The sequence below is a fragment of the Acidobacteriota bacterium genome, assembly GCA_016196035.1.
Lineage (GTDB): Bacteria > Acidobacteriota > Blastocatellia > RBC074 > RBC074 > JACPYM01.
The window spans coordinates 164,870-186,295 of the sequence record JACPYM010000034.1 but is presented as its reverse complement, the minus strand read 5'-3'; the positions used below and the strand labels follow the sequence as shown (position 1 = coordinate 186,295).

Below are 21,426 nucleotides of genomic sequence, written 5' to 3'. Positions count from 1 at the left end.
GAGTAAAGCAGGGCGTATGCACAAACGCCCCGGGCATCAGGTTCAAACCGATTTCAGACTGTCACACGCAAGGAGCTTCAAAACCTGCCCATACCGCTCACCGCCGCTTCATCCACCAACCAGAGCAGCGTTCCATTGGCAGGTTTGATCAGTTGACTGGGCAAGGCGTCAGGGCGCGGCGGGCCAGTCAGCACTTGGCGCAAGGTCTCGGCCTTTTCCTTGCCGCTGACCAGAAAGGTCACATTGCGGGCGTTGTTGATAGACCCGACCGTCAAGGTCAGGCGGCGCGCAGCGAGTTGCGGGACATAATTGGCGACGGCAATTTGGTCTTGCGCCTTGAGAGCCACCGTGTCCGGAAACAACGAAGCGGTATGCCCGTCCGCCCCCATCCCCAGCAACACCAGATCGAAGCGCGGGAACGCCGCGATCGGCGCGGTGATCGTGCGGTTCGCCGCCAGCCCGGCAGAGAAAAATTTCTGCAATTGCAGGCAATAAAGCTCTGCGGCGCGCGCGGGTTCGGCGTCTTCGCTGTTAAAGCGCTGGATGTTTTCCGGCTTGACCGGCACTTTCGACAGCAACAGTTCATAGGCCGCGCGATAGTTACTGTCCGCATGATCCGGCGGCACACAGCGTTCATCGGCCCAGAAGAAATGAATCTCTGACCAGGGCACGGTCGAATAAAACGGCTCCTGCGCCAACAGCTTGAACATCGCCTGCGGCGTCGAGCCGCCCGACAGCGCCACGGTGAACAGGCCGTCGCCGATCACATATTGATCGGCCAGCCGCGCAAAATAATGCGCGGCCTTTAACGCCAGTTCTTCCGCATCCACGTATGCCCGCACATTGGCCTGGGGCAGATTTAGCAACCTCGTAGCCATTTAACGTTTTCTCCTGAGAATGAACTGCTCGATCCCACGTGCCCAACCATCCTCGTCATTCGAGGCTGTCACGTGGATGGCTTGTTGTTTGATGTTGTCCACGGCCTGCCCCATGGCAATGCTCATGATGGCCTGACGAAAGAGACCGACGTCATTGGGGCCGTCGCCTATCGCGGCGATATGTTCCGGCGTCACGTTCAACAACGTGCCCATCCGTTTCACCAACGCCGCTTTGTCCCAACCGTGGGCGGTCACATCCAGAAAGCGCGGTTTCGAGCGCGAAGCCGACACCATCGTTCCCATTTCGCCACGAATGCGTTCCTGTGCTTTCAAGACGACATCCGGCGTGCCCACGACCGTCAGTTTGACGTTGTCGCGTTTGAGCTGCTGCATGTAAACATCCGTGCGCGCCATGAAACCGGCCGTCTGCGCTTCACGATCCACAAAAGGCGTGCGCATATTGACGTACCAATCCTTCTGATCGTAAAGCCACACATCCAGCCCCAAGAGCATCGCCATCCCCCGGATGCGTTGCGTCACGTTGGGCGGAATGACGCTGCCGGCCATGACTTGATCGTCGGGCAATTGAATCAGCGCGCCGTTAAAGGCGGCAAAGGGTGCGCGCAAACCCAACTCCTGCGCTATCGGCTTGATGCTGCGCGGTGGGCGTGAACTCGCCAGGCACAGATGGATGCCACTCATGCGCAGTTCCAACGCCATCCGCTTGGTGGCGGGCGTGATGACGTGATCTGACGTGATGAGCGTGCCATCTATGTCCGAGACGATTAGATCAATACTGGGTTTTTCCATATCACCCTACTCTTCTCCAAGAAACTTACGCCAGGTCGTCCGCTTCACTTCAGGCCTTGCACGATCTGCCACAAGGCTTGTAACCCGCCCGCGATGTCGTCACCTAAATCTATGCGGAGCGCGCGCCGATTGCGCGCGGCCAGCGCTTGAAAGTCGCCCAGGGCCTGCGCCTGTTTCAACACGCCAAAGCTGAATAGTTCTCCCGGCAAGGGCACATCCGCCTGCGTACTCGCAGTGATTTGAATAAACACGCCTTGATCTCCGCCGCCCTTGTGCAACTGCCCCGTCGAATGCAGGAAGCGCGGGCCATACCCCGTGGTGGCGGCAACATGCCAGGCCTTACGCAATTGCGTGCGGATCGCTTGCAGTGCGGCCTCGTGTTCACTGGTCTCTTGAATGTAGGCGAGCAGCGCAACGTAATCGCTCGCGCCTACGCGTTTGAGATGCGCCGTGATGAAGTCTTCGGCTGTCTTCCCAGCGCCGAGGGCTTCAATCGTTGCAGCATCAGCGTAAACGTTTAGCCCCGCGCCCGTCGCTGCCAGCAGTTGTTCACTCAGCTTGCCATTCTGTTTGAACTCTTCTAGCAACGCCTTGGTGTTGTCCTTGCTCTCCTGCACGTTCGGCTGATCGAACGGATTGATCTCCAGCACCGCGCCGGCAATCGCTGTCGCCATCTCCCAGACATAAAACTCTTCGCCCAAATCGAGCACATCGGTCAGCGTGCGGCGAATCACCGGATGCCCCGCCGCCGCCAGCGCCGCCAGCTTGTTTTCCGTTTCAGCCTCAACTGGGCCAATGCTGAGATGCACAAAGACGCGATCCTGTCCGTACAACTCCGGCCCGGCCAACGGCTCGCCCGCGACGGGCACGATGCCTTTCCCATCTTTGCCCGTGCTTTCGGCGACGAGTTGTTCAATCCACAAGCCCAGCGAAGCAATCCTGGCGTCAGTCGTCAGCGTCAACTTATCCCGCCCGGCCAACGCCAACACACCCAAAGCCGCGCCCAAACGCACCGCCGGATTGTCTGTGGCGGGTACCGGCGGCGCACAGGCGTGCATCGCGCGTTCAGCGCGTTCGATCAAGGTTTTGCAATCGAAGCCCTGCAACGCCGCGGGCACCATTCCGAAATACGAAAGCGCCGAATAACGCCCGCCAATGTCTGCCGGATTCAGGAAAATGCGGCGGAAGCCATCGCCCTGCGCCATGCTTTGCATCAGCGTGCCCGGATCGGTGATCGCCACAAAATTCTCGCCCGCTTTGTCGCCTTTCAATTCACGCAACCGGCTGATGAAGTATTTGTAAAACATCAGCGGCTCAATCGTTGAACCCGATTTGCTCGCTACGACAAACAGCGTCTTCTCCAACTCAACCCGTGCCTCAAAGGCCGCCACAGTCGCCGGGTCGGTGCTGTCGAGCACGTGAATTTCGGGGAAGCCCGGCTGTTTGCCGAAAGTGCGGCGAAAGACTTCGGGGCAGAGACTGCTGCCGCCCATGCCGAGCAGCAGCACGTGTTTGAAACCGTCATTGCGGATGCGCGCACTGAAGGCGGCGAGTTCATCCACATTGTCGGCCAGCAAATCCGGCACCGTGACCCAGCCGAGCGCCTGCTTAATGATCTTCTGATGCGTTTCATCGCTCTTCCACAAAGCGGCATCCTTGCGCCAAATCTTGCGCACCCATTGCTCTTTCTCGGCCCGCTTGACGGCGTCGGTCACGGCGCTGGCGTGTACGCCCAGGCTGGCGGTCATGCGTTCGCTCAAGCCGCTGGTCAGCGTCGCGCGTTTCGAGGTGATGCTCGACATCAGGCTCTCGAACGAATCGGCAAACGCCTTGACGCCATCATCCTGCAATTGCTGCGTGACCTGCGTCAGATCAATGCCGGTCTCCGCCAGCTTGGCGACGATGGCCTTTGATTCCTCCAGTTGTGTTTCCAGCGTCAGCGCCACTTGCCCGTGATCGCGGAAGGCCGTGTAAGTCGCGGGCGGCACCGTGTTGACCGTTTCCGGCCCGATGAAGGCTTCGACGTAAAGCACATCGCGATACTGCGGATTTTTGGTGCCCGTGCTCGCCCACAAAGGCCGTTGCACGCGCGCGCCCTGAGCCTTCAAGACGGCAAAGCGGTCGCCGTGGAAGATGTCTTTGAAGCGTTGGTAAATCAGCCTGGTGTTCGCAATCCCAATTTTGCCGAGCAGGTCGGTCAAGGTTTTCTTTTCGCTTTCGTCCGTTGAACGCCGGATGCGAAATTCCAGTTGGCTGTCCACGGCGCTATCAATGCGGCTGACAAAGACGCTGGCGACCGAAGCGATGCCCGTGACCGGCTCTCCGGCGGCGGCGCGATCTTCCAAGCCTAAAATATAGGCTTCGGCAACCTCGGCATAATTTTCGAGCGCGAAGATCATCGTCACGTTGACGTTGATGCCGGCCCCGATGACGGCGCGAATCGCAGGCAGGCCGGCGGGCGTGGCGGGAATCTTGATCATCACATTCGGACGGCCCAACGCAGCCCACAGTCGCTTGGCTTCGGCAATCGTGCCTTCGGTGTCGTGCGCCAGCAGCGGCGAGACCTCGAAGCTGACATAGCCATCCACTTTGTCGGTACGGTCGTAAACGGGTTTGAAGAGATCGGCGGCGCGTTGAATGTCTTCGATGGCAAGGCCTTCGTAAATTTCCTGCACGCCTTGATTGTCGGCAAGCAGTTTGCGGAAACCTTCGTTGTAATCGGTGCTGCCCGCGATAGCCTTCTCAAAAATCGTCGGATTGGAAGTCATCCCGCGCAGATCATCCTCGGCAATCTTGCCGGCTAGTTCGCCATTGTCGAGCATGGCGCGGCGGATGTTGTCGTACCAGATGCTTTGTCCCAGCTTTTGCAATTCCACTAACGGATTCATGCTTGCTCCTAAAAACAATTAGCCATAAAGTTATGTCCGAGAGTTTCTTGGACGATGGCCCAATCTTACACCGTCAAGCAGCAAAACCAATGCGGGAAGAGGAAAATTCATTTACCCCTCCCCAGCGGGTAAACCACCACCCAAAAGTCACACAATTGAATTTCAGGAGGGAGTATGCCTCGCATCAGCCAGTTTTTCGGCATCGTGATTTATATGTACTACAATGACCACCAACCGCCGCATTTTCACGCCGAGTATGGCGAATACGAGGTGATCTTCGAGATAGACACTCTTGCTGTACTGCGTGGCGGTTTACCACGGCGCGCGCAAGCGATGGTCGTGGAATGGGCAGTACAACACCGCGCCGAATTGCGCCAAAACTGGCAACTCGCACGGCAACAGCAACAGCTTTCCCAAATCGCACCGCTTGACTGAAAGGAATCTGGCAAACTATGGAACATTTAGGCCCACTGATGCGCGTGCAAGCCGTTGAGCCACTCACGGCGTTCAACGTGCGCCTCACATTTCAGAACGGTGTACAAAAAGAAATAAACCTGGAGCCGTATTTGCGGGGCCCGATCTTTGCGCCGATTCGCAATGACATTGCCGTTTTCCGCACCGTCAAAATTAGCGGCAGCACCATCGGCTGGGAAAACGGCGCGGATATTGACCCGGATGTTTTGTATTACGGCCTCACACCAGCCTGGGCCGAAGAAGCGGCGACTGCTTGATTGCGACCCGGTGCGCGGCACCCGACTAACGTTGGATTCGTGCCGAACCACCTTGCGCAAAAGCCCGCACCTGCTCCACCGTCGCCATCGTGGTGTCGCCGGGGAAGGTCGTCAGCAACGCCCCGTGTGCCCAGCCCAGTTTCAACGCTTCTTCGGGCGATTCGCCCGTCAACAAACCATAGAAGAATCCGGCGGCAAAGCCATCGCCACCCCCGACGCGGTCGCAGACATCCAGATCGCAAGTCATCGAAATATGCGCCTGCCCGTTGACCCAGGCCACCGCGCCCCAACTGTGACGGCTGGTTGAATGGACTTCGCGCAAGGTCGTGGCGACGACTTTGATGTGCGGATGCTTCTCAACGACGCGATCAATCATGCCAAAGAACGCGCTCGGGTCGAGTTTAGAGGTCGCGGCAACTTCCGGCCCCGCGATGCCCAAACCTTTTTGCAAATCCTCTTCATTGCCGACCAGCACATCCACGTTTTCGACAATGCGCCCGATGACGGAAACAGCGCGATCCTGCCCGCCCGAAATCTTCCAGAGCTTTTCGCGGAAGTTCAGATCGAAGGAAGTCACCGCGCCCGCCGCTTTGGCCGCTTTCATGCCTTCGATAATCAACTCGGCAGTCGTTTCAGACAGCGCCGCAAAGATGCCGCCGCTGTGAAACCAGCGCACGCCGCCCGCAAAGATTTTGTCCCAATCGAAATCGCCCGGCTTGAGCTGCGCCGCCGCTTCATTGCAGCGGTTATAAAAGACCACCGGCGCGCGCACGCCGTAACCCCGGTCGCTATAAACCGTCGCCATATTCGGCCCCATCACGCCATCGTGCGCGAAGCGTTTGTAAAAGGGCTTGACGCCCATCGCCTTCACGCGCTCAGCAATCAATTCGCCAATCGGGTAATCCACCATTGCCGAAGCGATGCCGGTTTTCAGCCCAAAACAATCGGCCAAGTTGGCCGCCACGTTGAATTCGCCCCCGCTGACATGAATCTGGCAGGTTGTGGCTTTGCGGAAGGGGATGATCCCCGGATCGAGCCGATGAATCAGCGCCCCCAGCGAAACCAGATCAAGCGCGCCTTGAGCACGAATATTCAAACCAGTTTGCACAGTGTTCTCCTGAAAGTAGATTGGTTGAAACGAAAAGCAGTCGTCACAGATTTCTGCGTAACCGATACGACCCAGCAAGCGGCGGATTGTAATGAACACGCCCGCGCTTGTCACGAATGCTGCGCCGATTGTCAGGGCCGATTGTGCCCGCGCCGCAATCGTACTAACATCCCGCCGCCTGCTTCTGATCAACATCCGCAACCATTGCAATTAAGGAGAGCAACTATGCGCCGCCACCTGCAATTCGTTTTTGCCGCCTGTTTTTGTTTGCTGCTGCTCGTCGGCACGGCGTCGGCCCAGTCCGGCCGCAAACAGAAAAAGGCCGATCCGCTGCCACCCGTGCAAGGCGTCAACCAACCCGAAACGCGCACCGTGGCCGAATCAACCGTTGCGCCCGAGGACGGCGACAAACCCAAGGCGGAAGAACTGAAAACCCGCATTCAAGTGATGTCGGACATGGGCGACATCGGCATCCCGTCCTACTTCAGCGACACGGCGCGCGCCGCCTGTGCGCACGAACTGAAACGCGAAGTGCGCGGCTTGCAAGCCAGTGATGCCGGCGGTAACAAGAATCGTAAAGACGCGATGGATGTGGCCAAGAATAACGACAATGTCTATGTCGTGCTGTTTGAACTGCAAGTTGATCGCATGGGCATGTCCTCAAACGGCTTGGAATTGCGTTACACCGTCTTTGAACCGAAGACGGGCAAACAGGTCGCCTTTGGCATGGGCATGCCCGTGCAACCAAATGGCATGCCTCAACCGCCCATCGGCGCGACCCGCGAGCAAGTGCAAATCGAATGGGCGGCGCGTGACGCGGCCCAGCAAATCCTGAGTAAGTTGAAACTGCGCGGCGGCTATTGATCAAGCAGCGCGGCTGGCTTGCAAGCGCTGTTGCAAGCCTTGCAAGTCCGCTGGCAGCGACGCTTCAAACTTCACTTTACGGCCATCTTGCGGATGGCGAAAACTCAGCCGCAGCGCGTGCAGGGCCTGGCGCGGGAATTCGAGCTTGACGGCGGGTTTGTGCTGATAGACGTACTGGCGCTCGCCAATTAGCGGATGGCCGCGCAAACCGGCTTGGATGCGAATCTGGTTGCGCTTGCCGGTGATCAGACTGACCTCGACCAACGCGGCCTCGGCGTATTTTTCCAGCACACGATACTGGCATTCGGCTTCCTGCTTTTCCGCCTGCTTACTGCTAGCGGGGCCACTCGCCACCTTCTGCCTCAACTCTTCCTGATCCCAAACCAATTCATCGCGCCACATCCCTTTGTCTGGTTGTGGCTGGCCGTAAACAAAAGCGTAATAGATACGCTCCGGCTCGTGCCGCTCGAATTGGTGTTTGAGTTGCTGCTGCGCCGCGAAGCTTTTCGTAAACACGACCAGCCCCGAAGTATCGCGGTCAATGCGGTGCACGATGAAGGCGCGATTCAAACCCTGGCCACGTAAGTGTGTCGTGACTTTGTCCAATAACGAAGGCTCATCCGGCTTGGCGGGTAACGGTACCGACAACAACCCCGCCGGTTTGTTGACGACCAGCAAGGTCGGGTCTTCATAAATCAGATGCAGATCGGCGATGCGTTTACCGCTGCCCGCGTAATTGCGCCGCGCCGCGCTGCCCGGACGATCCAGCCAGAGACGCACCGTTTCGCCGGGCTGCAAGCGCCGCCCGGCCTCGCCCGCCGACTGCTCGGCCTCGTTGACGAAGACCTGCCCTTTTTCCAGTGCCGCCAACGCGCGCGAACGCGAGTTGAGGCGTTCCGCCGCCGCCAGCCATTTATCCAGCCGCGTGCCGGTTTCTGCTTCTTTAACTTGCCAAGTTGTTTTGCTCATTGCGTGCGATTCTAAGTGTCCAAGTCTGAAATAGAAAACGTTGGGGCGGTACCGCGCGCGTGAGCAAGCGGTGCGTCATCCTTGCGCTAGCGGTATCCCTCCCAAATCGCCGCTTGCTCACGCGCGCGGTACCGTCTTGCTATGCGCTGGTTATACCAAACCTTGACACCCCAAAAGGCGTCGGGCACACTGCGCCGCGATGACCTAACTTCCCTTCTGCACACGGTCATCGTGCAATTCATTCAACTCGTTTTCAGTAATTTGGCAACACATCCGAAGGAGCTTCTGCCCATGTCCGTCGCAGCATTTGACCCGAAATTCATGAAAGTCGGCGTCTTGACCGCCGCCTTGCAAGAACTCACGCCGCGCGAAAAGCGCGACCCCGACCCCGATCTCGCCATCGAGGAATGGGTCGCATTCGCCCGCGAACTCGGCGTGCAGTACATCCAGCTTTCCGCCGCCGTCCATCCCGACCAAACCGACATTCCGCCCGAAGCGATGCTCGATCCAGTGGCGAACACGCTTGATCTGCGGCAACCGTTCGATGAAAGCCGCGCCAAACGTGTGCGCGCTTGTTTAGACGCGAATCACGTCGGCATTTCGGATGTCGGTTATTTCGACAATATGCTCCACCACGATCCGGCCACCCGAAAATCCAAACACGACTTCATGAGACGTTCGATGGATGCAGCCGTGTTGCTGGGCGCCGAAGCCGTCTGCGGTTTTGTCGGTCGCAATCAGCAGTTGAACATGGACGCCAACCTGATTGATTTTGAAGAGCACTTCATCCCGCTGCTGCAATACGCCAAAGAGCGCGGCCTGCAATACCGCAACGAACAGTGCCCGATGCCGGGCTGGGTGCCGGGCGACAATTGGCATAACAACATCGCCTACACGCCGGGCACCTGGATCGCGCTGCATCAGATTTGTGAGAAGCACGGTGTCGGGGATGTCTTCCGCATTCACTACGACCCGTCGCACGCGATTTTGATGGGCCAGGACACGCGCTCGATTTTTCAGTACCTCAAAGACGAAGGCTACAACTTCCTGATCGGCGGCTTCCATGTCAAAGGCCAGGTGACCGATGTCAAAGGCGTCAGCGCGTGGGGCTACGGCGGTCAGACGGTGCAGCGCGGCGATATGGTCAACGGCGTCCCTTCGTCGAATCCGGCGGATTTGCTGAACGCCTGGAAGAAGCAGGTCGTCTTGTGCGAACACGAGTTGCCCGGCACGGCGAAACATGACCCGCTGGCCTATCTGCAAAATCGCACGGTGGATTGGCTGGATCATCAGTTGGCCGCGCGCGAATTGTTGCAACTGGATGTGGCGAACACCTTCCTGATCGTCGAACACGAATATCCAAAGGCGCGCATTCAAGACAAGGACTTGCTCAAACCGATCCTACAAGGTTCGATTGCCTTCACGCGCAAGATTGATGAGGCGGCGGCCTGCATGTTCGCGCTGCAAAACGAAGTGCTCGCCGCGCAAGGCATCCCGGTGCAAGGCGTCGGGCGGCAAGCCTATCGGTCGTAAACAGAAGTTGAATTCATGCAAGGCAAAGACAAAACGAGATTACGGAACAGACGGAAATAACGGAACAAACAGAAGCCGGCTAAAGCCAGTTCCCATTCCGTCTGTTCCGTTATTTCCGTCTGTTCCGTAATCTCTGTCTTCCTTCCTACAACCCTATAACAAGCAGTACTCGATATGCGCGCTGATTCCCGCTCTTCAAGCGCTGAGACCCTGCCCCAGCAATACCGCGTCTTGCTGGAAATCGCCGATGCCATTACGGCGCATCAAGACGTGTCTTCCCTCTTGAAAGATTTGGCCGCGCGCTTACAGCACGTCGTCGAAGCCGACGGCATCAACGTCTTACTGTATGACGAAGCGCGTCAGGTAATGCGGCTGCACAGTCTGGCTTCGGCAGTCTTGCCACAAACGGATGTCATCCCCGAAATGCCGCTTGAGGAAGCTCCCGCCGGTTGGGTTTGGCAAAACCAGCAACCGCTGTTGATGAACGATCTGGCGCAACTGGAAGCCCGCTATCCCAAAATCGTCGCCGAGGTGCGCGCTTACGGAATTCAAACCGCCTATGCCGTGCCGCTGACCTCGGCGGGCCGTCGCCTGGGCGTGTTGGGATTTGGCAGCCGCCGCGCCAACGCTTACAACGAAGAGCAACAAGCCTTCCTGCAACAGGTCGGCAAGCTGGTGGCCGTGGCGGTGGACAATACCTTGAATTTCGAGCACGCGCGCCAAGCTGAAGCCGAAGCCAAACGCCGTTCGGAAGAATTGCAACTGCTGCTGGAAATCAACAACGCCGTTGTCTCCACGCTGGATTTGCGCGAACTCTTGCAAATCATTTCGCCCTGTCTGCGCCGCGTCACGCAGCACGATTTTGCCGCGGTGCTGGTTTACGACCCGGCCAGCGATCAATTGCGGGCGCACGCGCTGGAGTTGCCGGAGCGCGCGTTGACGGGCGGCGGCGTGTCTTTCGCAATGGAAGGCACGCCGTCGGGACTCGCTTTCAGAACCCGTCAACCGGTGCTGGTCACGCGGCAGATGCTCGACCAATTCGGGCCCACGCCGCTGATCCAACATTTGCGCGCCGAGGGCGTTCAATCCGGTTGCAGCCTGCCCTTGCTTTCGCACGACCGGGCGCTGGGCGTGCTGTCGCTGATGAGTTTGCAGGATGAGCATTTCAGCGCCCAGCAGGTCGAGTTACTCGCGCAAATTGCCGGGCAAATCGCCATCGCGGTCGAGAATTCGCTCAACTACGAGCGCACCCGCCAAGCCGAACAGGAATTGGCCCGCAAGCTGGAACATTTGCGGCTGATGCTGAAAATCACCAACGCCGTCGTGTCGCAGCTTGAGCTGAAAGAACTCCTGCACGTCGTCTCAGCGAATCTCTGTGAGGTGCTGGACACCGACAGCGTCGGCGTCGGCCTCTTCGATCAGGCCAGCGGCGAGTTGCGCATCTTTGCGGCAGACTACCCGGCGGGCCATCCGTTTCGCGAAGAAGGCGTCGCCTTGCCGCTCGAAGGCAGCCCCAGTGGATTGGCTTTCACGACTGGGCAACCGGTGTTCATGGACGAACCCGACCTGGTCAGATTTCCCGCCGCGCTGGTCAAACAGATTTATGAACGCGGGTATCAATCCGGCGGCAGCATTCCGCTCATCGCCCAAGGGCGCAAGCTGGGCGTGCTGGGCTTCGCCAGCAAACGCGCAAATGCCTTCTCGGCGGATGATAAAGAGCTGTTGATCCAGGTCGCCAATCAAGTGGCGATTGCGGTGGACAATGCGCTGAATTTCGAGCGTGCCCGCAAGGCTGAGCAGGAAGTGAAACGGCAATTGGAGCGCGAGCGGCTGATGCTGGCAATCAATAACGCCGTCGTCACCCAACTCGACTTGCGCGAACTGGTGCGCGCCATTTCCGCCTGTCTGCGCGAAGTGTTGCGGCTGGATGTGGTGGGCGTTTCGCTCTACGACGCCGAGGCCGATTGCTTGCGCGCCTACTTTTACGATCTGCCCGACACGATGCAGGCATTTGCAACGGGAACGCCCATTCCCTTGGCAGGCAGTATTGGCGGCTTGGCCTTCACCACCGGGCAACCCGTTTTCTTCAATCGCCCGCGCGAGAACCAAGTCATCTCGGATTTCAATCAACGGCTGCTGGCAGCAGGAACAAGATCGGGGGGTTGTGTGCCGCTGATCATGCGCGGGCACAAACTTGGCGTGTTGGGTTTGGCAAGTTTTCAGGAAGACGTTTTTCCCGATGACGTGGTTGAATTGCTCACGCAGCTTGCCGAGCAAGTCGCCATTGCCGTCGAGAACGCGCTCAATTACGAACGCGCGCGCAAAGCTGAACAGGAAGTAACGCGCCAACTCGAACGCGAGCGGTTGATGCTGGAAATCAACAATACGGTCGTCACCCAACTCGACCTGCGCGCGCTCGCCCGCGTCACGGCGACTCGGTTGCGCGAAGTCCTGCACCACGACGTCACGGGCATTTCCCTGTATGACACCGCAACCAACCAGTTCCGCGCTTATCTGTTCGACCTGCCCGACAACCTGCCGCCCATCCCGGAAGGCATGTTGATGCCGCTCGAAGGCACGGTGGGCGGACTGGCGTTTCATTCCGGTCGCCCGGTGTTTCTCAATAAGTATGACCCTGAATTTCTCACTTCCGAATTCGACCGGCGTTTGATGGAGGCGGGCATCCGGTCGGGCGGTGTGGTGCCGCTGATTGCACACGACAAGAAACTCGGCTTTCTCGGCGTCGGCAGCTTCCACGAAGACGCCTTTTCAGCAGCCGACCAGGAATTGCTCTGCCACATCGCCAACCAGATCGCGATTGCCGTCGAGAATGCGTTGAATTTCGAGCGCGCGGGGGTAGCCGAAGAGCAAGCAAATCGCCAATCCGACCGCGTGCAATTGCTGCTCAGAGTAAACAACGCCACCGCCTCGGCGCTTGATTTGTCTGCCCTCTTTCGCGCCGTCTCTGAAAGTTTGCGCGGCCTTTTCCGGCACGATTTCGCCGTCATGGGCCTTTATGACGAACAAAAAAATGAGTTACGCGCCTATGCGCTGGAACGTGTCGCGGGCCTGAGCTTTCTTGAGGAAGGAATGCTGGTGCCGCTCGACAGCACACCTGCCGGGTTGGCCGTGACCTCCAAGCAAGTGGTGATTCTAGGGGCCGAAGGTGCGCGGCGGTTTTCTTCGGACATCGTCCAGCGTTCGGTCGAACAGGGCTTGCGGTCGAGTTGTTCAGTGCCGCTGTTGCGGCAGAACCGTGTGATCGGCGCGATGACGATTGCGAGCAAAACGGAGAACGCCTTCACGCAGGCCGATGGCGAATTGCTCATGCAGATTGCCGGACAAATCGCGATTGCCGTCGAAAACGCCCTCAACTACGAACGCGTCCGCCAAGCCGAGGAAGAAGCCAAGCGGCAATCACAGCGCCGGCAACTGCTGCTCGAAATCAACAACGCGATGGTGGCGCAGCTTGATCTGCGCAGCCTGCTCCAAGTCATTTCGGCCTCGCTGCGCCGCCTCTCGCGACACGACGTGGTGGGGTTGGCGCTTTACGATCCCGACACCAAGCAGTTGCGGGCCTACGCCTACGATTCGCTCGACCAGCAGTTTGCGATTGAAGAGGGGACGCTGATTCCGCTCGAAAGCTCGCTCAGCGGATCGGCCTTCACCACGGGGCAACCGATCTTCCACGACCGGATTGACGAGGGACGCTTTCAGTCGGATTTCAGCAAACGCTTCCGCGCCGCCGGTCTCAAGTCTGGCGGCGTCGTCCCATTGATCGCGCACGGCCGTAAGCTCGGCACACTCGCGGTTGCCAGTTATCCTGAAGCCAATCTCAACGAAGATGAAAAAGAACTGCTTTGCCAGGTCGCCAATCAAGTCGCGCTGGCGGTCGAAAACGCGCTGGCTTTTCGTGAAATCGAAGCGCTCAAGAACAAACTGACCAGCGAGAAGCTTTACCTGGAAGATGAAATCCGCACGCAAAACAACTTTGAAGAGTTGGTCGGCGATAGTCAGATGTTCCGGCGCATCCTCAAACAGGTCGAAACCGTCGCGCCCACCGATTCCACCGTCTTGATTCGCGGCGAAACCGGCACCGGCAAAGAGCTCATCGCCCGCGCGATTCACCATCTCAGCACGCGGCGCGAACGCACGCTGGTCAAAATCAATTGCGCTGCGATTCCGACCGGCTTGCTCGAAAGCGAACTCTTCGGCCACGAGAAAGGCGCGTTCACCGGCGCCATCGCGCAACGCATCGGGCGTTTTGAATTGGCCAACCACGGCACGCTCCTGCTGGATGAAGTCGGCGACATCCCGCTCGAACTGCAATCCAAACTGCTGCGCGTATTGCAGGAGCAGGAATTCGAACGCCTGGGCAGCACGCGCACCCAGCGCGTAGACGTGCGCCTGATCGCCGCCACCAACTGCGATTTGGAACAAATGGTGGCCGAGCGAAAATACCGCAGCGATCTGTATTACCGGCTCAACGTCTTCCCCATCACCATTCCGCCGCTCCGCCAACGCCGCGAAGACATCCCGGCGCTGACGCGCTTCTTCACGCAAAAGTACGCGCGCCGGTTGAAAAAGCCGATCACCGCGATTCCGTCCGAAGCGATGGCCGCGCTGACCGCCTATCACTGGCCCGGCAACGTGCGCGAGTTGGAACATTTCATCGAACGCGCCGTGATTCTGACGCATGGCTCTGATCTGGAAGTCTCGCTGGCGGAATTGAAAACCGACGAACCGGTCAGCGCGGCGGCGCTGCCGACGTTGGAATCTGCCGAACGCGAACACATCCTGCGCGCGTTGAATGAAACCAACTGGGTCATCGGCGGCCCCAACGGCGCGGCGGCCCGGCTCGGCCTCAAACGCACGACCTTGCAATCCCGCATGCAAAAGCTCGGCATTATGCGTTAGAACGACATCGCTGCCGCTCAACTCTGGTGCGGTACCGCGCGCGTGAGCAAGCGGCTTTCGCAACTCATATCCAATGGACTCAACGTAACGACTCCGCTTGCTCACGCGCGCGGTACTGTTTCGTGCCGACATTTCGGCACTTGCCGAAATGTCGGCTTCGTCACCATCGGCACTCACCCTCGGCACGCAGCCATAAGCCTTCTCCAAAATCGAAACAACCTTATTCCTTGCGGGCGCTTACTGCGTTGCTGAAACTTTTTCCCCGGCTCTGGCAATGCGTTTGCACTAGGGCTGGCCGTCGCACCGAGATCGCAACGAAAGAACGCTAGACGGGAAGAGACAACGTTATGACAGCGAGACCAGTAACAGAACCGATAGATCACCAATGTCACGCTTGCGCGACCGGCGTGCGCAAACGCGACAAATACTGCCGCCATTGCGGCGCACAACAACTCAACCGCTACGCCACCGTCACCGAACTGATCCATTTGGCGGAGAGCGAAACCAAGCCGCTGGACGTGCAAACCGGCGCGTTTCAAACTTATTCGGGCCAATTGCTCAAGGTTGTCACCGAAAGCCTGGCGGCTAAAACCGCCGCGCCGAATTCCAGCCGCAGCTTTCAGCGTTTGCTTTGCACGTTGATCACCCTGCCGCTCTGGATGTTGATCGTGCTGCTTTCGCCCCTGGACGCTTATGCGGCGGCCCGGACGGCGGCGGGTTACGTGCGTTGATGAAGCAAGCGGGAGATAAACAAAGAGAATCAAGCAGGAGAAGGAATCATAAGACGAACGTGGGAGAAAACGATGTTGAAGATTACGGAACAACGAGACGAGGAGGCACTGACCTTCAAATTGGCGGGCCGGCTGGCGGGCGAATGGACGCCGGAGTTGGAACGCTGCTGGCATTACACCATGGCGACGCCGCAACCGCTGGCCGTCAACTTGGATTTATCCGAAGTCACCTTTGTAGACGACGCGGGCAAACAGTTATTGCTGGCGATGGCAAAAGCCCAAGTCAAACTCATCGCCGCCGATGTCCAGATGCGCGCCCTGGTTGAACAGATCATGCGGCGCTTGTCCGGCCACACGGACACAGTCGAACTTACCGAGTAGGGCTTACCGAAAATAAGGCTACCGAAACAAACAAACGAAGGCAGCGGGCAGCGGCGAAAGTTGCCGCTCTTGGCGTTAGCTCTGTCTATAAGCAACGAAGTTGGATTCATTGAGGAGGGAGAATTTATGTTCAACACCAAGCTGAAACAATTGCATCACGGCGTGCTGGCCGCGTTACTCGCCGTAATGTCCACCCAATCCACCTGGGCGCAGCTTCCGTTGCCGACGGTTCAGGCAACAACACCCGCGCCCATTCAACGCGCGGGCGTCCAGGCCGACAAACAAACGCTGTTGACGCTACGCGAAGCCGTGACGATGGCGCTCGAAAACAACCGCGAGATCGAGATCGAACGACTCAACACGCAACTCTCTGAACAGGATTTGCGCGCGGCCAAAGGCTTCTACGACCCGACGCTGTCGAGCAGCTATTTTTACGACCGGCAAACCACGCCCGTCGCTTCGATCCTGGCGGGCGGCGAGAACGGCAAGTTACGCACGACCGATTTCAGCGGCGCGGCCAAGCTCGCGCAACAACTGCCCTGGCAAGGCGGCAACGTCAATCTCAGTTACGACCAAAGCCGCACGACGAGCCAAAACCTGTTCAATGCGCTCAACCCGCAATTCACTTCGCAGTTGACGGTTGAATTCACCCAGCCGCTCTTGCGCAACCGCAAGATTGACGCGGCGCGCCGTCAACTGCGCATTGCCAGCAAACGCCTAGACCTGTCCGACAGTCAGTTCCGCCAACGCGCCATCGAGATCATCGCGCAGGCCGAACGCGCCTACTGGGATTTGGTCTTTGCGCGCCGCGATGCCGACATCAAACGCGAATCGGTCGCACTGGCGCAGACGCAACTCGAACACAACGAACGCCTGGCCAAGCAAGGCACGCTGGCCCCGGCGGATGTCGTCTCCGCCCGCGTCGAAGTCGAACGCCGCACCGACGAAGCCGAAGCCGCCATCGAGGCCATCCAACGCGCCGAAAACGCGCTGAAGCTGTTGCTGCTGCCTGCGGGTGCGACCGAACAATGGAGCGCCGCCCTGGTTCCTGCCGAACAACCGCAGATCAACCACGACGCCGCGCTGCCGGTTGAAGACGCCTTGCGCCTGGCCTTCGCCAATCGCCCGGAGATGGAGCAGTACCGCTTGCGCGGCGAGCTGAACAAAGTGGATGTGGCGTATTTCAAGAACCAAACGAAGCCGCAGATTGATTTCTTCGCCAGCTACGGCACGTATGGCTTGGCGGGCAAAGAACGCACCGAAACCAACCCGATTGTTGCGGGCAATCAACTGCTTTTCGACCGCGTCAATCAACTGTCGCAAGTTGCTGGCCTCGCGCCGCTGCCGCCGTTTTCGTTTGGCGCAACGCCTGAGAAATTCATCGGCGGTTACGGCCAGAACGCGGCGAATCTCTTTCGCAACGAGTACCGCGCTTTCCGCGCCGGCGTGACTTTCAACCTTTCGCTGCGCAACCGCACGGCCAAAGCGAATTACGGACGCGCGCTGGTCGAAGGCAAGCAACTCGACGCCCAACGCCAACGCACGGAACAGCAGATCGAAGGCGAAGTGCGCAACGCCGTGCAAGGAATCGAAACCGCCAAGCGCCGTGTCGAAGCCGCCAAAAATTCGCGCGTCAACGCCGAACTGCAAGCGCAAAGCGAGCAGCGCAAATTCGACGCCGGGCAATCCACCAACTTCTTCGTGCTGGATCGGCAAAACGCTTTGTCGTCGGCACGCGGACGCGAGTTGAAGGCGCTCACCGATTACACGAAAGCCGTCGCCGAGATGCAGCGCGCGCTTTCAACCACGCTGACCAACAACAACGTCGCATTGGTCAGCCGCCGGTAACAATCACAAAGAGATGCGCCACAGAGGCACAGAGACACAGAGGAAGGCGAGACGGGGCAAGACTATTTTCTTGCTCTGTGCCTCTGTGCCTCTGTGGCAAAACAACAGAATCAAGACAGCAGAAGGAGCAAAATTATGACCGACAGCAACAACACCGCAGGCAAATCACACAAGGCGAAAGCCGCCCGCGCCATTCTCGCGTTGACCTTACTCACGGGCGTGGCAGCGGCCTGGTACTACTTCCGCAAACCATCCGGCCCGCGCGAAATCGTTGCCGTGACCGGACGCATCGAGAGCGATGATGCCGTCATCGCGGCCAAGACCTCTGGGCGCATCCGCGAAATCACCGTGCGCGAAGGCGATCACGTCAAAGCCGGGCAAGTTATCGCGACGCTCACCGATGACCAACTCAACGCCCGCGTCACCCAGGCGCAATCGAACGTGACGCAGGCCGACGCCAAGCTGCAAGCCGCGCGTCAACAGGTCCCTGTTTTGCAGGCGCAATTGGAACAAAGCCGTCTCGGCATCAACCAATCCCGCGTGGATGCCGAAGGTCGCGTCAGTCAGGCGCAAGCACACGTCGCCGCCGCCGAAGCTTCGCTGGCCCGCGCCGAAGCCGATCACAAACAGGCGGCAGCGGATGCCGAACGCTATGGCACGCTGGCGGCGCAAGGCGACGTGCCCGCGCGCGACGGCGAACAGGCGCGCAACACCTTCGACGCGCATACCGCCGTGGTGCAAGCCGCGCGCAAACAGGTCGAAGCCGCGCGCGGCGCGTTGCTGGCGGCCAAAGCGAACCTGGATAACCCCGCGATTCGCACGGCCCAAACCACCGCCGTCGAACAGCAGATTCGCCAGGCGCAATCCGATATTCAGTCCGCCGCCGCCGAAGCCGCCCGCTATCGCGCCGAGTTGCAGGAAGCCGAAGCCAATCGCAGCGACCTGCAAATCGTCGCCCCCTTCGCGGGCATCGTGGCGACGCGCTCGGCGGAACCTGGCGAAATCGTCGCGCCTGGTTCTGCGATCCTGACGATTCTCAATCCCGATCAGATTTACCTGCGCGCCTTCATTCCCGAAGGCGAAATTGGCCGCGTGCGCACCGGGCAAGCCGCGCGTGTTTATTTGGACTCGAACGCCAAACAACCGCTGGACGCCATCGTCGCGCGCATTGACCCGCAAGCGTCGTTCACGCCGGAGAACACTTACTTCCGCGACGACCGCATCAAGCAAGTCGTCGGCGTGAAGTTGCAACTCGCCAACCCGCAAGGTTTCGCCAAACCGGGCATGCCCGCCGATGGCGAAGTGTTGGTCGAAGGCAATCAGTGGGTGGCGACGAATCGGTAGGGTTGAAAGCGGCAGGGTCGAAAGCCCCAACGGGGCGTAATCGGAAAGCCCAGGGCATCGCCCTGGGAAGACGTAGCCCCACACAGAAAAGCCCTGAAAGGGCGAAATAGTAGGTGTTTATTGCGCCCCTTCAGGGCTTTCAATGTATTCGCCAATGAACCCAGGGCGTTGCCCTGGGCTGTTATATCGCGCCCCGTTGGGGCTTCAAGAGCAGTCAGAGTTTTAAGGGCAAGCAATTATGAGTGCATTTCTCGCAATTAAATCAGATTACGCCGAGCAAAACTTGCTACCGGTGAATTGGCCTGCAACAGAAACCGCCATCCACATTCGCAACCTACACAAAAGCTACGGCGACTTTGCAGCCGTGCGCGGTGTCGAACTCGCCATCCAACGCGGCGAAATCTTCGGGCTAATCGGGCCGGACGGCGCGGGCAAGACTTCGATCTTTCAGATTCTGGGCGGCGTGATGAAAGCGACGGCGGGTGAAGTCACGCTCTTCGGGCAGACGGCGCGCGCGGCCCGTGCGCAAATCGGCTATCTGACGCAGGCGTTCAGTCTCTATCAGGATTTGAGCGTGGCCGAGAACCTGCGCTACGTCGGCCAACTGCGCAAGCTGTCCAACCGCGAAATCAAAGAGCGCGGGCTGCATTACCTGAAGCTGTTTGACATGGATCGCTTCACCGACCGGCTGGCGGGCAAGCTGAGCGGCGGGATGAAACAGAAGCTGGCGCTGGCCTGCGCGCTGATCACCGAGCCGAAAGTCTTGCTGCTGGACGAACCGACCACAGGCGTTGATCCGGTTTCGCGCCGCGAGTTTTGGGACACGTTGGCGAGCCTTTCGATCAACGGCATGACCATCGTCGTGGCGACGCCGTATCTAGACGAAGCCGAACGCTGCACGCGCGTGGCGTTGATGCACGATGGCGTGATTCACCAAACCGGCACGCCCGCCGAGATTCGCAACAATCTGGGGCTGCAACGGCTGGAAGTGCGCGCCGCCAAGCTGAGCCAAGCCGAAGAAGTGTTGGGCGAAGTCGCAGGCATCACGGACGTGCAGCGTTTCGGCGACCGCTTGGACGTGATGGTCAGCGATGCCGCGCGTGGTGAGGAATTGGCGCGCACGGCGCTGAGTGCGGCAGACATCGCAGTGCTCGAAGTCGGCTCGGGCGCGCCCACGCTGGAAAATGCTTTCGTCTCTGTCTTGCGCGAATTGAATGGCGAGATGAAAGCCGCGCCCTTCCCGCAACGGCGGCAATTCCGCCAGCGCGCGGCAGACGCGATTGCCATCGGCGCGCGCGATTTGCGCAAGAGCTTTCGTGATTTCCACGCGGTCAAGGGCGTCAACATCGAGGTCAAGTACGGCGAGATTTACGGCTTGCTGGGCGCGAACGGCGCGGGCAAAACGACGACGATCAAAATGCTCTGCGGCTTGCTCGCGCCGTCAAGCGGAGAGATGGAACTGGCGGGCGAACGGGGCAGCTTGCGTTCGAGCTTCGTGCGCCAGCGCATCGGTTATATGTCGCAGAAGTTTTCGCTCTACGACGACCTGACCATCAACCACAACCTCGATTTCTTTGCGGGCGTGTATCAGGTGCCACCCGAAGAGCGCGAAGAAAAGAAACGCTGGGTGCTGGAATTTTCGGGCCTGGCCGGGCACGGCGACATGGTGACGGGCAAGTTGCCCGGCGGTTGGAAACAGCGCGTGGCCTTTGGCGCGTCGCTGATGCACGAGCCGAGCGTGCTGTTTTTGGACGAACCGACCTCTGGCGTTGACCCGCTGGCGCGGCGCGCGTTCTGGCGGATGATCAATCAACTGGCGGATCGCGGCGTCGCCGTGCTGGTCACGACGCATTACCTGGAAGAGGCTGAGCAGTGCAACCGGCTCGGCTTCATGGTCGCGGGCGAACTGGTCGCCGAAGGCACGCCCACCGGCATCAAGGCCGCGCAATCCGGCCACCTGATCGAGTTGCTCACCGATCAACCGCAGCAAGCCGCCGATTTGCTGAAAGGCGAAATGGAGCGTTGGCGCGTGTCGTTGTTTGGCGACCGCTTGCACGTGATCGTGGATGAAGCGGCGGAGCTGGGCATCGGCAGGTTGCAGCGGCAACTGCGCAACAACGGCATCACCGTGACACAGGCGCACGAAGAACGCTTTTCGCTGGAGGACGTTTTCATCGCGGTCGTCGAGCAGGCGCGCAAGGTTGGCAAGGTGGCGAGCGAAGATTGACGCGAAGTCTCGCCGGTGGCCCAACAAACGCGATTCCCAATTGGGGGAGGCAAAGCGAGATTACGGAACAAACGGAAATAACGGAACAGACAGAAAGCTGTCCTAATGATTTGCCACTCTTCTTCCGTTTGTTCGGTTATTTCCGTTTGTTCCGTAATCTCTCCTCCTGACCGGTTGAAAAGCTCAATAAGCAAAAC

Annotated in this window: 15 protein-coding genes; 10 read left to right on the top strand and 5 right to left on the bottom strand. The window is 59.1% G+C overall.

The window, feature by feature from the left end:
• Nucleotides 1–77 precede the first annotated feature (77 nt).
• The 3 genes from pgl to HY011_12480 are packed head-to-tail and all read right to left on the bottom strand — an operon-like array spanning nt 78 to nt 4,576.
• The gene (gene pgl / locus HY011_12490) at nt 78–878 is read right to left on the bottom strand and encodes a 6-phosphogluconolactonase (protein ID MBI3423749.1); all 801 of its coding nucleotides are present in this window, start codon (nt 876–878) and stop codon (nt 78–80) included.
• On the bottom strand, nt 879–1,688 hold the full coding sequence (locus tag HY011_12485; GenBank protein MBI3423748.1) for an HAD family phosphatase: 810 nt from the start codon (nt 1,686–1,688) through the stop codon (nt 879–881).
• Nucleotides 1,689–1,732: 44 nt separating this feature from the next.
• Nucleotides 1,733–4,576: a bifunctional transaldolase/phosoglucose isomerase gene (locus HY011_12480; GenBank protein MBI3423747.1), complete on the bottom strand. Its 2,844-nt coding sequence runs from the start codon at nt 4,574–4,576 to the stop codon at nt 1,733–1,735.
• 174 nt (nt 4,577–4,750) lie between these two features.
• Between HY011_12480 and HY011_12475 the strand changes: the two genes are divergently transcribed.
• Nucleotides 4,751–5,011 (top strand): DUF4160 domain-containing protein, encoded by a 261-nt coding sequence (locus tag HY011_12475; GenBank protein ID MBI3423746.1) that lies wholly within the window; start codon nt 4,751–4,753, stop codon nt 5,009–5,011.
• Between the two features lie 17 nt (nt 5,012–5,028).
• Nucleotides 5,029–5,307 carry a DUF2442 domain-containing protein gene (locus tag HY011_12470; GenBank protein ID MBI3423745.1) on the top strand — a complete coding sequence of 93 codons (279 nt, stop codon included), beginning with the start codon at nt 5,029–5,031 and terminating at the stop codon, nt 5,305–5,307.
• A gap of 25 nt (nt 5,308–5,332) precedes the next feature.
• On the opposite strand, the gene HY011_12465 is transcribed toward HY011_12470, so the two are convergent.
• Nucleotides 5,333–6,415 carry a sugar kinase gene (locus HY011_12465; GenBank protein MBI3423744.1) on the bottom strand — a complete coding sequence of 361 codons (1,083 nt, stop codon included), beginning with the start codon at nt 6,413–6,415 and terminating at the stop codon, nt 5,333–5,335.
• A 225-nt stretch (nt 6,416–6,640) separates the two neighbouring features.
• On the opposite strand from HY011_12465, the gene HY011_12460 reads away from it, so the two are divergent.
• Nucleotides 6,641–7,279: a hypothetical protein gene (locus HY011_12460; GenBank protein MBI3423743.1), complete on the top strand. Its 639-nt coding sequence runs from the start codon at nt 6,641–6,643 to the stop codon at nt 7,277–7,279.
• Here HY011_12460 and HY011_12455 read toward each other — a convergent pair whose 3' ends face one another.
• A complete protein-coding gene (locus HY011_12455; GenBank protein ID MBI3423742.1) occupies nt 7,280–8,248 on the bottom strand; it encodes an RluA family pseudouridine synthase in 969 nt (322 codons plus the stop codon). It lies immediately after the preceding gene.
• Nucleotides 8,249–8,539: 291 nt separating this feature from the next.
• Here HY011_12455 and HY011_12450 point away from each other — a divergent pair, with 291 nt between their 5' ends.
• The 7 genes from HY011_12450 (at nt 8,540) to HY011_12420 (ending at nt 21,229) form a co-directional block, all read left to right on the top strand.
• Nucleotides 8,540–9,781, top strand: a complete 1,242-nt coding sequence (locus tag HY011_12450) for a TIM barrel protein (protein MBI3423741.1) — start codon at nt 8,540–8,542, stop codon at nt 9,779–9,781.
• Nucleotides 9,782–9,955: 174 nt separating this feature from the next.
• Nucleotides 9,956–14,698 carry a GAF domain-containing protein gene (locus tag HY011_12445; protein MBI3423740.1) on the top strand — a complete coding sequence of 1,581 codons (4,743 nt, stop codon included), beginning with the start codon at nt 9,956–9,958 and terminating at the stop codon, nt 14,696–14,698.
• Between the two features lie 347 nt (nt 14,699–15,045).
• Nucleotides 15,046–15,429, top strand: a complete 384-nt coding sequence (locus HY011_12440) for a hypothetical protein (protein MBI3423739.1) — start codon at nt 15,046–15,048, stop codon at nt 15,427–15,429.
• A 72-nt stretch (nt 15,430–15,501) separates the two neighbouring features.
• Nucleotides 15,502–15,810 carry a hypothetical protein gene (locus tag HY011_12435; protein ID MBI3423738.1) on the top strand — a complete coding sequence of 103 codons (309 nt, stop codon included), beginning with the start codon at nt 15,502–15,504 and terminating at the stop codon, nt 15,808–15,810.
• A 126-nt stretch (nt 15,811–15,936) separates the two neighbouring features.
• Nucleotides 15,937–17,658 carry a TolC family protein gene (locus HY011_12430; GenBank protein ID MBI3423737.1) on the top strand — a complete coding sequence of 574 codons (1,722 nt, stop codon included), beginning with the start codon at nt 15,937–15,939 and terminating at the stop codon, nt 17,656–17,658.
• Between the two features lie 135 nt (nt 17,659–17,793).
• Nucleotides 17,794–19,002 (top strand): HlyD family secretion protein, encoded by a 1,209-nt coding sequence (locus HY011_12425; protein MBI3423736.1) that lies wholly within the window; start codon nt 17,794–17,796, stop codon nt 19,000–19,002.
• A gap of 238 nt (nt 19,003–19,240) precedes the next feature.
• A complete protein-coding gene (locus HY011_12420; GenBank protein MBI3423735.1) occupies nt 19,241–21,229 on the top strand; it encodes an ABC transporter ATP-binding protein in 1,989 nt (662 codons plus the stop codon).
• Nucleotides 21,230–21,426 lie beyond the last annotated feature (197 nt).

Coding starts and splice junctions, on each gene's coding strand:
- pgl (MBI3423749.1), bottom strand. CDS start 878: ATGGCTACGAGGTTGCTAAATCTGCCCCAGGCCAATGTGCGGGCATAC.
- HY011_12485 (MBI3423748.1), bottom strand. CDS start 1,688: ATGGAAAAACCCAGTATTGATCTAATCGTCTCGGACATAGATGGCACG.
- HY011_12480 (MBI3423747.1), bottom strand. CDS start 4,576: ATGAATCCGTTAGTGGAATTGCAAAAGCTGGGACAAAGCATCTGGTAC.
- HY011_12475 (MBI3423746.1), top strand. CDS start 4,751: ATGCCTCGCATCAGCCAGTTTTTCGGCATCGTGATTTATATGTACTAC.
- HY011_12470 (MBI3423745.1), top strand. CDS start 5,029: ATGGAACATTTAGGCCCACTGATGCGCGTGCAAGCCGTTGAGCCACTC.
- HY011_12460 (MBI3423743.1), top strand. CDS start 6,641: ATGCGCCGCCACCTGCAATTCGTTTTTGCCGCCTGTTTTTGTTTGCTG.
- HY011_12455 (MBI3423742.1), bottom strand. CDS start 8,248: ATGAGCAAAACAACTTGGCAAGTTAAAGAAGCAGAAACCGGCACGCGG.
- HY011_12450 (MBI3423741.1), top strand. CDS start 8,540: ATGTCCGTCGCAGCATTTGACCCGAAATTCATGAAAGTCGGCGTCTTG.
- HY011_12445 (MBI3423740.1), top strand. CDS start 9,956: ATGCGCGCTGATTCCCGCTCTTCAAGCGCTGAGACCCTGCCCCAGCAA.
- HY011_12440 (MBI3423739.1), top strand. CDS start 15,046: ATGACAGCGAGACCAGTAACAGAACCGATAGATCACCAATGTCACGCT.
- HY011_12435 (MBI3423738.1), top strand. CDS start 15,502: ATGTTGAAGATTACGGAACAACGAGACGAGGAGGCACTGACCTTCAAA.
- HY011_12430 (MBI3423737.1), top strand. CDS start 15,937: ATGTTCAACACCAAGCTGAAACAATTGCATCACGGCGTGCTGGCCGCG.
- HY011_12425 (MBI3423736.1), top strand. CDS start 17,794: ATGACCGACAGCAACAACACCGCAGGCAAATCACACAAGGCGAAAGCC.
- HY011_12420 (MBI3423735.1), top strand. CDS start 19,241: ATGAGTGCATTTCTCGCAATTAAATCAGATTACGCCGAGCAAAACTTG.